Source organism: Mitsuaria sp. PDC51 (assembly GCF_900113225.1).
Classification (GTDB): domain Bacteria; phylum Pseudomonadota; class Gammaproteobacteria; order Burkholderiales; family Burkholderiaceae_C; genus Roseateles.
In genome coordinates this window covers 953,753-965,699 of sequence record NZ_FOZE01000001.1, presented here as the reverse complement: position 1 = coordinate 965,699, position 11,947 = coordinate 953,753, and the positions used below count along the sequence as shown (strand labels likewise).

15 protein-coding genes are annotated in these 11,947 nt (G+C 69.3%); 9 read left to right on the top strand and 6 right to left on the bottom strand.

The window, feature by feature from the left end:
- The first annotated feature begins 32 nt into the window (after nucleotides 1–32).
- Both BM393_RS04290 and BM393_RS04285 read left to right on the top strand, forming a co-directional pair.
- Nucleotides 33–236: a DUF3460 family protein gene (locus BM393_RS04290; RefSeq protein WP_091722552.1), complete on the top strand. Its 204-nt coding sequence runs from the start codon at nucleotides 33–35 to the stop codon at nucleotides 234–236.
- Between the two features lie 74 nt (nucleotides 237–310).
- Nucleotides 311–1,153, top strand: a complete 843-nt coding sequence (locus BM393_RS04285) for a ScpA family protein (protein ID WP_091725015.1) — start codon at nucleotides 311–313, stop codon at nucleotides 1,151–1,153.
- Between the two features lie 157 nt (nucleotides 1,154–1,310).
- Here BM393_RS04285 and BM393_RS04280 read toward each other — a convergent pair whose 3' ends face one another.
- The 3 genes from BM393_RS04280 to BM393_RS04270 all read right to left on the bottom strand — a co-directional run bounded on the left by BM393_RS04280 (nucleotide 1,311) and on the right by BM393_RS04270 (nucleotide 3,544).
- Nucleotides 1,311–2,054, bottom strand: coding sequence for a response regulator transcription factor (locus BM393_RS04280; RefSeq protein ID WP_091722549.1), 744 nt, complete (start codon nucleotides 2,052–2,054; stop codon nucleotides 1,311–1,313).
- Nucleotides 2,055–2,358: 304 nt separating this feature from the next.
- Entirely contained in the window at nucleotides 2,359–2,811 is a 453-nt protein-coding gene (locus BM393_RS04275; protein ID WP_091722545.1) for a MaoC family dehydratase, read from the bottom strand.
- 70 nt (nucleotides 2,812–2,881) lie between these two features.
- The gene (locus BM393_RS04270) at nucleotides 2,882–3,544 is read right to left on the bottom strand and encodes a ParA family protein (RefSeq protein WP_091722541.1); all 663 of its coding nucleotides are present in this window, start codon (nucleotides 3,542–3,544) and stop codon (nucleotides 2,882–2,884) included.
- Nucleotides 3,545–3,605: 61 nt separating this feature from the next.
- Here BM393_RS04270 and BM393_RS04265 point away from each other — a divergent pair, with 61 nt between their 5' ends.
- From BM393_RS04265 to BM393_RS04255, 3 genes are read left to right on the top strand one after another with little or no spacing between them, the layout of a single operon-like run.
- Complete coding sequence (locus tag BM393_RS04265; RefSeq protein WP_254783202.1) at nucleotides 3,606–4,226, top strand: NAD(P)H-dependent oxidoreductase; 621 nt, start codon at nucleotides 3,606–3,608, stop codon at nucleotides 4,224–4,226.
- Entirely contained in the window at nucleotides 4,226–6,208 is a 1,983-nt protein-coding gene (gene kefC, locus BM393_RS04260; protein ID WP_254783201.1) for a glutathione-regulated potassium-efflux system protein KefC, read from the top strand. Before BM393_RS04265 ends, kefC begins: the two co-directional genes overlap by 1 nt.
- 25 nt (nucleotides 6,209–6,233) lie before the next feature.
- A complete protein-coding gene (locus tag BM393_RS04255; RefSeq protein WP_091722534.1) occupies nucleotides 6,234–6,674 on the top strand; it encodes a DUF1841 family protein in 441 nt (146 codons plus the stop codon).
- Nucleotides 6,675–7,011: 337 nt separating this feature from the next.
- On the opposite strand, the gene BM393_RS04250 is transcribed toward BM393_RS04255, so the two are convergent.
- The 3 genes from BM393_RS04250 to flgA all read right to left on the bottom strand — a co-directional run bounded on the left by BM393_RS04250 (nucleotide 7,012) and on the right by flgA (nucleotide 8,761).
- The gene (locus BM393_RS04250; RefSeq protein ID WP_091722530.1) at nucleotides 7,012–7,401 is read right to left on the bottom strand and encodes a hypothetical protein; all 390 of its coding nucleotides are present in this window, start codon (nucleotides 7,399–7,401) and stop codon (nucleotides 7,012–7,014) included.
- 61 nt (nucleotides 7,402–7,462) lie between these two features.
- On the bottom strand, nucleotides 7,463–7,783 hold the full coding sequence (gene flgM, locus BM393_RS04245) for a flagellar biosynthesis anti-sigma factor FlgM (RefSeq protein ID WP_091722525.1): 321 nt from the start codon (nucleotides 7,781–7,783) through the stop codon (nucleotides 7,463–7,465).
- A 120-nt stretch (nucleotides 7,784–7,903) separates the two neighbouring features.
- Nucleotides 7,904–8,761 (bottom strand): flagellar basal body P-ring formation chaperone FlgA, encoded by an 858-nt coding sequence (gene flgA, locus BM393_RS04240; RefSeq protein ID WP_091722521.1) that lies wholly within the window; start codon nucleotides 8,759–8,761, stop codon nucleotides 7,904–7,906.
- Nucleotides 8,762–8,925: 164 nt separating this feature from the next.
- Between flgA and flgB the strand changes: the two genes are divergently transcribed.
- The 4 genes from flgB to flgE all read left to right on the top strand — a co-directional run bounded on the left by flgB (nucleotide 8,926) and on the right by flgE (nucleotide 11,933).
- Complete coding sequence (flgB, locus tag BM393_RS04235; RefSeq protein ID WP_091722518.1) at nucleotides 8,926–9,312, top strand: flagellar basal body rod protein FlgB; 387 nt, start codon at nucleotides 8,926–8,928, stop codon at nucleotides 9,310–9,312.
- A gap of 22 nt (nucleotides 9,313–9,334) precedes the next feature.
- Nucleotides 9,335–9,751, top strand: a complete 417-nt coding sequence (gene flgC / locus BM393_RS04230) for a flagellar basal body rod protein FlgC (protein ID WP_091722515.1) — start codon at nucleotides 9,335–9,337, stop codon at nucleotides 9,749–9,751.
- Nucleotides 9,752–9,800: 49 nt separating this feature from the next.
- Nucleotides 9,801–10,460, top strand: a complete 660-nt coding sequence (locus BM393_RS04225; RefSeq protein ID WP_091722510.1) for a flagellar hook assembly protein FlgD — start codon at nucleotides 9,801–9,803, stop codon at nucleotides 10,458–10,460.
- A 69-nt stretch (nucleotides 10,461–10,529) separates the two neighbouring features.
- Complete coding sequence (gene flgE / locus BM393_RS04220; protein ID WP_091722507.1) at nucleotides 10,530–11,933, top strand: flagellar hook protein FlgE; 1,404 nt, start codon at nucleotides 10,530–10,532, stop codon at nucleotides 11,931–11,933.
- Nucleotides 11,934–11,947 lie beyond the last annotated feature (14 nt).

The window sequence follows — 11,947 nt, the reverse complement described above, 5'->3', positions numbered from 1 at the left end:
CCAGTTTTCGAATCCCCGATCAAGAGACGACCATGCCGCTGTTCTGGAAGAAATACGAATCCGAAGCCACGCAGTTCATCAATGAGCTGAAGGCCAAGAAACCCACGCTGGAAGCCGAACAGCGCGCCGGCCGCGCGCTGCTGTGGGACCGGGAGCAAGACCGCCAGGCCCAGGCCGGCTACAACCAGGCCCGCGTGTCCCAGCAGCCCTACGTCTACCAGACCAAGTCCGAGTAAGCCGCCGGCCCGCCGTCGCCACGCCGAGCCGCGTTCCCCGCGTGAGCCACGCCGACGATTCCTCGGACACCGCCCTGACGCTGCCGGACACCCCGGTGGATCAGGGCGGTGACGCTTCCACGCCCGAGACGGTCGATCACGTCGCCGTCGCGCGGCTGTATGGCGAGCCGCTGTTCGCCTTGCCGCAGGACCTCTACATCCCGCCGGACGCGCTGGAGGTGTTCCTCGAGGCCTTCCAAGGGCCGCTGGACCTGCTGCTGTACCTGATCCGCAAGCAGAACTTCAACATCCTCGACATCCCGCTGGCCGAGGTCACGAAGCAGTACCTGAGCTACGTCGAGCAGCTGCGCAAGCACAACCTCGAGCTGGCCAGCGAATACCTGCTGATGGCCGCGATGCTGATCGAGATCAAGTCGCGGATGCTGCTGCCGCCCAAGAAGACCGATGACGGCGCCGAGCCCGAGGACCCGCGGGCCGAGCTGGTGCGGCGCCTGCTCGAGTACGAGCAGATGAAGCAGGCCGCGCTGCGCCTGGACCAGATGCCGGTGCTGGGCCGGGACTTCCTGCGGGCGCAGATCCACATCGAGCAGTCGCTGGCGCCGCGGCTGCCGGACGTCAACGTCGACGACCTGCGCGCGGCCTGGGCCGAGCTGATGCGCCGCGCCAAGCTGAGCCAGCACCACAAGATCTCCCGCGAGCAGCTGTCGGTGCGCGAATACATGTCGCACCTGCTGCGCAAGCTGCAGGGCCAGCGCTTCGTCGAATTCGAGGACCTGTTCGAGCTGGACAAGGGCTCGCAGGTGCTGGTGGTGTCCTTCATCGCGATGCTCGAGCTGGCGCGGGAGCGCCTGGTCGAGATCACGCAGGCCGAGGCCTTCGCGCCGATCTACGTGCGGCTGGCCTACTCGCCGAGCTGAGCGCCGCCGGATCGCCGGCGTCCGTGTCGGCGCGGGCCTCGCGGTGCGAGGCGATGGATCGCCGGGATCGCCGTCACCGCTGGCGCCGAGTGCCGGCCTCCAGAATGCAGAACGCCGGGACAAGCCCGGCGTTGCGGAGGAGGCGGTCGTGCCGCGTTCAGCGGAAGGTGGTGAACGCCGCGTTGGGCTGGCGCTGCACCATCTGGCCCACCGCCAGCACGGCCTGCGTGCGAGAGCTGACCCCCAGCGCCTTCAGCACCGCGGCGACGTGGTCCTTGATCGTCTCCACCGACACGCCCAATTCGCGCGCGATGATCTTGTTCGGCTTGCCCTGGAGCAGCAGCGCCAGCACGTCCGTCTGGCGCGGCGTCAACTGCAGGCTTTCGAGGCCCGCGGTGGTCTGGTAGCCCGCCTGGCTGGCCAGCGCCTGGACCTGGTGCAGCCTCGAGTTGCCGTGCGCCGCGCTCTCGGCGACGGCCACCGGTTCCGGCTCCGGCGCGCTGTCCGAGCCCAGCGACATCGGCGGCACGTAGATGCCGCCCGACATCACCAGCTTCAGCGCCTGGGCCAGCACGTCGTTGCCGGTGCGTTTGGGGATGAAGCCCATCGCGCCCTGGTCGATCGCGCGGATCACGTCGCTGGCGCGGTCGGAGGCGGAAATCACCACCACGGGCAGCGCCGGGTACTGGGAGCGGAACTCCTCCAGCACGTCGAAGCCGCTGGCATCGCCCAGGTTCAGGTCCAGCAGCACCAGGTCGAAGTCCTGGCGCGCCTTGAGCGTGTCGCGGGCTTGAGCCGCGCTGTCGGCGCCCAGCACCTGAACGTCTTCGCCCAGACCTTGAATCACAGTCTGGAGCGCGGCCAGGATCAGCGGGTGATCGTCGATCAGCAGAACCCTCACGGGCGTGTCTCCTTGGATGGTCGGACTGCGGCGACAGGCTTCCTGGCCCGCCGTCCCGAATGACTTTTGAACTAGGGCGCGATCATAGGCGTGCCCTTAGCCACCGGCACTCCCCCTTACGGTGGCATCGCTACCAATAGAAAGTTCTATTGGCAAACCAAAAAATCTGTATTCGCCCGATCGAGTGTCCGGTCGTGACAGCACCGCATCGAGTGTGACAGCCGAAAAAACGCGCTTCGGAAATGATCGAAATGCCACACTCGGGCGATTGGCGCCCGTGCTCGGCGGGCGCTCGCTGTCCGCGTCAGCGGTACTGCCGGGTCAGCGATTCGGCGATGCAGACCGGCTTGCCGCCGGCCTCGCGCTCGACGGTGACCTCGACCATCATCTGCACCCCGCCCTCGATGAGCTCCAGCCGCTTGAGCACGAAACGCCCGCGCAGCCGGCTGTCCACCGGCACGGGCGCGGGAAAGCGCACCCGGTCCAGGCCGTAGTTGATGCCCATCCGGACCTCCCTCACCCGAAAGGCGGTCTCATAGAAGCGCGGCAGCAGGCTGAGCGTCAGGAAACCATGCGCGATGGTGGTGCCGAAGGGGCCGGCGGCCGCGCGGGCCGGGTCGGTGTGGATCCACTGCTGGTCCTCGGTCGCATCGGCGAAGGCCTGGATGCGGGGCTGATCCACCGCGATCCAGTCGGACACGCCGATCTCCTGCCCCACCAGGGGCGCCAGGTCTTCCAGCTTCTCGAACATCCGCATCCCGGTCTCCTCTTGTTCCGACGTGATTCCGATGGGGTCGGCGCCGGCGGGAGCGGGACGGACGCCGGCGTCAGCCCTTGCCGTCCTTGCCCTCCTTCACCGGCCGCTCCAGCCAGGCGCACAGGCCTTCCCACTGCGCCAGATCGCGGGCGACGCGGCCGGGGGCGATGTCCCAGAGCGTCAAGCCGCGGGCGGCCAGCTGCACGTAGTTCTGGGTGTCGCGCAGCTCGGCCAGCAGCGGCAGCCGGAGCTGCTCGATGAACTGGTGCAGTTGCTGCTGCGACAGCGTCCCCTCGCGCACCCGCATCGCCACCAGGGCGATGTCGGGCCTGCCGGCCGGCCCGTCGCGATCCCGGGCCGCATCTTGCAGTTCGCGGACGAAGTCGTATGTCGCCTGGATGTCAAACAGGCTGGGTTGCAGCGGCACGAGCACCCGGTCGGCCACCTTCAACGCCTGCGCCAGCTTCTTCCCGTGGAGTCCGGCGGGGGTGTCGAGCACCGCGTGCGACACCCCCTTGGGGGTGCGCAGTTGCTCGGCGGACGCCAGTTCCCAGCCGCGGATCGCCGGCAGCGCGGCGGGTCGCTGCGCCAGCCAGCGGGCCGAGGATTGCTGCCGGTCGATGTCGCCCAGCATGACCGCATGGCCGCGATGGGCCAGGAAGCCCGCGAGGTTGCTCGCGAGCGTGCTCTTGCCAACGCCGCCCTTGGGGTTGGCGACCAGGATCACCGGCATGGCCTCTCCTCTCCTCGATGAGGTGCGCGGGATGTTATGCGATACCGCAAAATCCGCCGCCATGAGCGCCCCTCCGTCCATCCTCCTCCTGGCCGCGCACCCGGACCTCGCCCATTCCCGCGTCACGCGGGCGATGCTGTCCGCGGCCCAGGGCCTGTCCAACGTCCGCGTGCGCGATCTCTACGCGCTCTATCCCGATTACGCGATCGACACCCCCGCCGAGCAGGAGGCGCTGCGCGACGCCGAGCTGCTGGTCTGGCTGCATCCGCTGCACTGGTACGGCATGCCGGCGCTGATGAAGCTGTGGGTGGACGAGGTGCTGAGCGTCGGTTTCGCCTACGGCCAGACCGGCCACGCGCTGCACGGCAAGGACCTGTGGCTGGTGACCTCGGCCGGCGGCAGCGCGCACTCCTACAGCGCTGACGGCTACAACCGCCATCCGGTCGGCGACTTCCTGCTGCCCTACGCCCAGACGGCCGCGCTGTGCGGCATGCGCTTCCTGCCGCCGCTGGTGCTGCACGGCGCGCAGAAAGCCAGCGCGGAGCAGGTCCAGGCCCATGTCCAGGTCTTCGTCGACGGCCTGCGCGCGCTGCCCGAGTGGTGCGAGCGCCAGCCCGAGCCCGCCCAGGAGGCGGTGCCCGACGACGAGCGCCCGGTGCGCGAGGAAGGAGCGCCGGTCTGATGGACATCGCTTCCCCGATGGCCGCGGCCTCCGCCGCGATGGGCGCCGCTTCCGCCGCCGCTTCTGCTGCCGTGACCTCCGCCGTGAGCACCACCGACGCGGCGGCCCACGGCGCGCACGGCAACTGGCTGCTCACGCCGCTGGTGCTGCTGAGCGCCGCGGTGCTCGCGGTGCCGCTGGCGCGCGGCCTGAAACTGGGCTCGATCCTGGGCTACCTCGTCGCCGGCGTGCTGCTCGGGCCGCAGGTGCTCGGGCTGATCAGCCAGCCCGCCACGGTCCTGGAGATCGGCGAGTTCGGCGTCGTGCTGATGATGTTCCTGGTTGGCCTGGAGCTGGAGCCCAAGCGGCTGTGGGCGATGCGCCGGCCGATCTTCGGCTGGGGCTCGGCGCAGATGCTGGGCTGCGCGGCGCTGCTGCTGATTCCTTCCTTCTTCCTCGATGCCGACTGGCATGCCGCCGTGATCGCGGCGCTGGGCCTGGCGATGTCGTCCACGGCGGTGGCGCTGGCCACGCTCAGCGAGAAGAACCTGGGCAACACCCGCGCCGGGCAGAGCGTCATCAGCGTGGCGCTGCTGCAGGACATCGCCGCGATCCCGGTGCTGGCGCTGGTGCCCATCCTGGCCAGCCAGGGCCGGCCCGCCGGCGGCCACTCGGGCGGCAGGATCTGGCTGGCGCTGGGCGCGCTGGTGCTCATCGTGCTCGGCGGACGCCTGCTGCTGCGTCCGCTGCTGCGCTGGATCGCGCGCAGCGGCACGCCGGAGATCTTCACCGCCGCCTCGCTGCTGCTGGTGCTGGCGGCGGCGATGCTGATGCAGAAGGCCGGGCTGTCGATGGCGCTGGGCGCCTTCGCCGCCGGCGTGCTGCTGGCCGAAAGCGAGTACCGCCGCGCCCTCGAGGCCGACCTGGAGCCCTTCAAGGGCCTGCTGCTGGGCATGTTCTTCATCGCGGTCGGCATGGGCCTGGACCTGACGGTGCTGTGGCACAAGCCGCTGGCGGTGCTGGGCCTGCTGGCCGCGCTGTGGCTGTGCAAGGGCCTGGTGCTGACGGTGCTGGGCCGGGCGATGGGCCTGCCCAAGCCGGAGCGCGCGGTCTTCGTCATCCTGCTGGCGCAGGGGGGCGAATTCGGCTTCGTCGTCTTCCAGCTCGCCGAGCAGGCCACGCTGCTGGACGCGGCGCAGCGCTCGGTGCTGGTGGCGGCGGTGGCGCTCTCGCTGGCGCTCACCCCGGCGCTGCTGGCCTGGGCGCAGCGGCGGGCCGGGCAGGTCGAGCGCAAGTCGCCGCACGAGCTCACCGAGCCGCAGGACTCGCAGGTCATCATCGCGGGCTTCGGCCGCTACGGGCAGATCGTGGGCCGGATGCTCTTCGCCAACGGCATCTCGGCGACCGTGCTCGACCATGATGCCGACACCGTCGAATCGCTGCGGCGCTTCGGCTGGCGCGTCTTCTGGGGCGACGCCACGCGGCTGGAGCTGCTGCGCATCGCCGGCGCCGAGCGCGCGCACGTGCTGGTGCTGGCGGTCGACGACTTCAACCACAGCGTCAAGATCGCCGAGATCGCGCGGCAGCACTTCCCGCACCTGACCATCGTGGCGCGGGCGCGCAACGTCCAGCACTACTACGCGCTGCGCGAACTGGGCGTCGAGCTCATCGAGCGCGAGACGCTGGACTCCGCGCTCATGAGCGGGCGCAGCGTGCTGCAGCAGCTCGGTTGGGAACCGCACGCGGCGCGGCAGATGGCCTGGCGCTTCCGGCGCCACTCCGTCGAGCAGACCGAGGCGATGCGCCCCCACCGTGGCGACCTGGACACGCTGATCGCGATGTCCAAGCGCGGCCGCGAGCAGCTGGAGGAGCGCCTGGCGGCAGAGCGCAAGGCGCTGGCCGAGGGCAAGGGCCGCAACCCGTGGCAGGAGCCGCACCTGGCGCCGGGCACGGCGCCGGTGCCGGCCGGCGCTCCCGATCAGCCCCAGCCGGGCAAGGCCTGAGGCCTGCGGCGAGAATCGCGCTCTTATGTTTGCCCCTTCCCAACTCGAGGTCCGGCGCTTCTTCTGCCAGGCCTACCGCAAGCAGCGCGACGGCCTGCCGCTCACGCCGATGGAGGCCATCGCTTCCGACTGGATCGCCCAGCATCCCGAGTACCACGACGAACTGGCCGACGAGGATGCCGCGCTGGCGGCGGTCTACACGGTCGAGGACGGCCGCACGAATCCCTTCCTGCACCTGTCCATGCATCTGAGCCTGATCGAGCAGCACCAGATCGACCAGCCGACGGGGGTGCGCCAGGCGCTGGACCTGCTGGCGGCGCGCCGCCAGTCCCTGCACGAGGCCCATCACGAAGCGATGGAATGCCTGGGCGAGATGATCTGGAGTTCGCAGCGCAGCGGCCTTCCCCCGGACGGCCACGCCTACCTGGACTGCCTGCGCCGCAAGGCCACCCGCACGCCGACCTGACTCCACGCCGCCCCGCCCCCGCCCCGCCCGCTCCCAGAACTCCCCCGCAGTCCACCGTCCCCGGTGGTCGAAGGACGGTGATGGTTGGGGACGGTGAGGCGTGGGGTTTCCGCGCTTGCCGCGGGGGCCCCATGCCTCGGCGGCCAACGCCCCGGTCGATGCAGGTGGGCGGTCGCCCGCTAGCCGCAGGTGGGCGGTCGCCCGCCCGACACAGGTGGGAGGCCGCCGCCACTAGCGGTGGCCCGGACGCCACGGGCGCTCCCCAAACGCCACCGGCGCTTCCAAACGCAAAAAGGCCACGCATCCGCGTGGCCTTCTTCATCCGAAGCTCTGAAATTCAGGCCTGGATCGCCCCACCCAAGGCCGACTTGCGCTCGTTCTTCCCGGACGCGCCGTACAGCCCGCTCGGTTCCCCGGGCATCAGCACGTCGATGGCGCGGTCCAGCGCGGCGGTGGCGCGGGCCAGCGACTCGCGCTGGGCGGCGACGCGGCCGCCTGCCTGCATCAAGCGGGTCCGCAGGCCTGCCGGCACCGTGCCGGTGCGCGCGGCGGCGCTGAATTGTTCGATGGCGCGAGCCAGGGCCGCATGCAGCGACGCCGCGTGCAGCTCGATCGCCTGGGAGTCACGTCGATGCAGCGCCTCGCCCAGCAGGTTGAGGCAGCTTTCGACGTCCTGCAGCGGCTGCTCCAGGTCGACGGGGGTCGAGTTCAAAGGCGTGGCGGTCATGGCGTCACCGGAAAAGCTTGGTCTATGGTCGCTTCAGCTCAGCTTTTTACGATTGAGCGAATCAGTGCGAAGGCTGCGTGCGGCCCAGCATCTCAGCCGCGTTGGCGATCAGCTTGTCGGCGATCGCATCGGCGTTGATTTTGAACTCGCCCTTCTCGATCGCGCTGGCAATGCGTGCGACCTTTTCCGCGTCGAAGCTGCCGTCGTCGGGGGCGCCCGCGATCAGGCTGCTCGCGGCGCTCGACAGCTCGACCTTGGACCCCTCGCCGGACGCGGCCGTGCCGGCCTTTCCAGCCTTGGCCGCACCGGCCTCGGGGGTCCCGGTGGTGGTCCCGCCCACTTTCGAGTAGGCGTTCAGGTCAGCGTTGTTACCGATCTTCATGGCAAATCTCCATGGGCCCGAGGACTTCCGGACCCCTTCCAGTACCGGGTATTTCGACCCGTCTGGGCGGAACTTGAGGGGCGAGCTTCACAAAATCGACAGATCGCTCGGTGAAGGGCGTCACAGTACCACCTCCACCTTGCGTTCACCCACGGTACGCGCGGTGACCATGCGGCCATTGTCGAAGCGTACACGGACATCCTGGCCTTCCAGGCCCACGCCCATCGCCTGGCCTTCGCCCGCGACCGCGTAGCCGTTGCCGGTCGCCATGACCTGCACCCGGTCGCCCGGCTGCACCCATTGGCGCAGTTTGAGGTCGGCCGACCGCAGCGCCTCGCCGGCCGCGACCGGCCGGGCCAGCTGGCGACCGAGCCAGCCTTCCGCTTGTGTATAGATGGCGCCAGCTTCGCCGGCAATGTCGACTTCGGCCAGCCGCAGCTGTTCTTGAGTCAGCAGGGTCCCGGCCGGCAGGTCGGCGGCAGCGACGAAGGCCTGGCCGTAGACCTTGATGGTCAGCGGCAGCGTCACATTCCACTTGGTGACCCCGGCCAGGCAGCGCAGGCCCAGGCGGGTGCGCCCCCACATCCGGGTGCCCGGCGGCAAATAGGGCTGGATCTGCGCGCACGGCGCCAGGCGCAGGCGCGGGTCCAGCCGGCCGAGTTCCACCTCGACCCGGGCCTGGTTGGGCGCGACCTGGCGGGCGCCGGCCATGGCCAGGGTCTGCAGGCGGTCCTCCAGCGTCGCGTCGAGCGCGCCCAGCGCGGAAGGTTCGCCATTGGAGCCGTTGGAAGCAGCGGCCTGCGCCGCGGCGCCCCCTTGCTGCGCCATCGTCAGCTGCAGGCGCGGCGCGCCCGGCGTCTGGGCGTCCGCCTCGTCCACCAGTCCGAACATCAGCCACACGGACATCAGCGCCCCCGCCAGCAGGGCGGGCAGCGCCTGCGCGTGGCGGGCGTGAGAGGAGGTGCAGGGTTGCGGCATGGGACGGAACTGTACGGATCCGGGACGCGCCGGTGGCTTCGAAATGGGCCGGGATCACCCGTCTTATCGCGCTCATGTTTTCCGACCCGCTGCCCACAATGCCCGAACGTGACAAACCGGGGCCGCGTCCCGACGCCACCCGACCCGTCCCGAAGGAGATGACCATGCTGAACCGACTGTCCGATGCGATGAACTTCCAGGCCCAGGCGCTGACCCTGCGGGCGGAGCGTCAGCGCCTGCTCGCCAGCAACATCGCCAACGCCGACACCCCGGGCTACCAGTCCAAGGACATGGATTTCGCCAAGGCGCTGCGCGAGGCCACCTCCCCCGCCACGACCGCGAACTCCAACCAGACCTTGACCCAGCGCACCCAGAACGCGCTGCAGAGCAGTTTGAGCGCCATGACCAGCATGGACAGCAACACCGTCGACATGGACCGCGAGCGTGCCAGCTTCGCCGACAACACCGTCAAGTACGAAGCGTCGCTGCGCTTCCTCAACGGCAGCATCCGCACGATGCTGGACGCGATGAAGTCGCCGAACGCCGCCTGATCGCGCAGGACAGGAGACCGTCATGTCGATGTTCAACATCTTCCACATCAGCGGCAGCGCCGTCAGCGCGCAGAGCCAGCGCCTGAACGCGGTGGCCAGCAACATGGCCAATGCCGACACCGTCGCCGGTCCGGACGGCCAGGCGTACAAGGCACGCCAGGTCGTCTTCCAGAGCGTGCTGGCCCAGAACGGCATGGACCAGACCGACGTCGGCGTGCAGGTGGTGGGCGTCCAGGAGAACCAGACCCCCGGCCGCCGCGTCCACGATCCCAGCCACCAGCTGGCCGACGCCGACGGCTACGTCACCTACAGCAACGTCAACAGCGTCGAGGAGATGGTCAACATGATCTCGGCCTCGCGCTCGTACCAGAACAACCTCGAGGTCATGGGCACCGCCAAGTCGCTGCTGCTCAAGACCCTGCAGATGGGCCAGGGCTGAGCGCCCGCCGGCCTGAGCCCCGCCTGACCTCCCGCACGGAAAGCCTCCCATGGACTTCACCGCCCTGAACGCCAACACCAAGACCGGCGCCGCGTCGAACACGGGCGCCAGCAGCCCCACCGGCACCAGCGCGCAGGAAACCTCGGACCGCTTCCTGAAGCTGCTGGTCGCCCAGTTGCAGAACCAGGATCCGATGAACCCGATGGACAACGCCGCCGTCACCACGCAGATGGCGCAGATCCAGACCGTCACCGGCGTCAGCACGCTGAACTCGAGCATCCAGGGCCTGGCCAGCCAGTTCGGCCAGATGCAGGCGCTGCAGAGCGTCAGCCTGGTCGGCCGCGAGGTCACCGTGCCCGGCGACAAGGTCACCGTCGCCGACGGCAAGGCCACGCTGAACTTCGACCTGGGCAGCGCCGCGGACAGCGTCAAGCTGGAGGTGCTCAACGGCGCCGGCGCGGTGATCTCGACCCAGGACCTGGGCAAGATGAAGAGCGGCATGCAGTCCTACACCTGGGACGCGTCCAAGGCCGCCGAGACCACCGGCCTGAGCTACCGCGTCACCGCCAGCAGCGGCGGCACCGCCGTCACCGCCACCACCCTGATGCGCGACACGGTGCGCGCCGTCAACACGAGCGGCTCCACCCTGCAGCTCGAACTGAAGAATTCCGGCCTGGTCGACTACGACAAGGTCCGCGCGCTGGGCTGATCCCAGCATCCCCCGGCCCGCCCTTCCCGCACACCCGCGTCACCCGCCTGAATCGCCCAAGGACACCCCATGAGCTTCCAACAAGGCCTCTCCGGACTGAACGCTTCCAGCAAGAACCTGGAAGTCATCGGCAACAACATCGCCAACTCGCAGACCTACGGCGCCAAGTCGTCGCGGGCCGAGTTCGCCGACATGTACGCCGCCTCCCTCAACGGCGCCGGCACCAGCGACGTGGGCATCGGCGTGCAGCTCCAGACGGTGGCCCAGCAGTTCACGCAGGGCAACATCTCGATCACCGAGAACCCGATGGACCTGGCGATCAACGGCGCCGGCTTCTTCCAGGTGTCCGACGGAAAGAGCCCGACGGTGTACACCCGCAACGGCCAGTTCAAGGTCGACAAGGAAGGCAACATCGTCAACAACGACCAGCTCAAGCTGATGGGTTATCCCGCCGACGCCAACGGCGTGATCCAGCCGGGCCTGGCGCAGGGCCTGAAGCTGCCCACCGGCGGCATCGACCCCAAGGTGACCAGCGACATCAAGATGGAGTTCAACCTGGACTCCCGCGCCGGCCCGACCGCCGCCTACGACCTGACCGACCCGGCCGATCCCAACTCGCCCAAGATCGACAAGACCGGCATCACGCTGAACGACCCGACGACGTACAACAACGCCACCTCGATGACGGTGTACGACGCCAAGGGCCAGCCGACCGCGCTGACGATGTACTTCCAGCGCGCCAACAACGCCGACGCCAACGGCAACACCGTCTGGAACGTGTACCTGACCGCCAACGGCAGCGCGATCCAGTACGACGCCCAGGGCAACCCGATCGACACCGACAACGGTCAGCCCGGCGGCAATCCGCTGACGCCGTTCACGCAGATGACCTTCCTGCCCACCGGCGGCAAGCCGGTCTCGCCCGGCCCGAGCGAGTTCCTCAACCTGAAGATCCCCGCCGGCGTGAACGCCCAGGGCGCCCCGACGCTGCCGATCCCGGCGCCGCCGGCCGACCCGTCCGACCCGTCGGTGCAGGGCATCAGCTTCGACCTGCGCTCGGCCACCGAGAACGGCTCCAACTTCGCGGTCACCGACCTGACCCAGGACGGCTACGCGCCGGGCCAGCTGGTCGGCATCAAGCTGGAAGACAACGGCATCGTCACCGCCCGCTACTCGAACGGTGAATCCAAGCCGGCCGGCCAGGTCGAACTGGCCAACTTCCGCAACCCGCAAGGCCTGCAGCCGCTGGGCGGCAACGTCTGGGCGCGCACCAATTCGTCGGGCGACCCGGTCGTGGGCGTTCCCGGCGACGGCAACCTGGGCTCGCTGACCCCCGGCGCGCTGGAGGAATCCAACGTCGACCTGACCTCCGAGCTGGTGAACATGATGACCGCCCAGCGCGTCTACCAGGCCAACTCGCAGACCATCAAGACGCAGGACCAGGTCCTGCAGACGCTGGTCAACCTGCGCTGATCCCGGCGCACCCG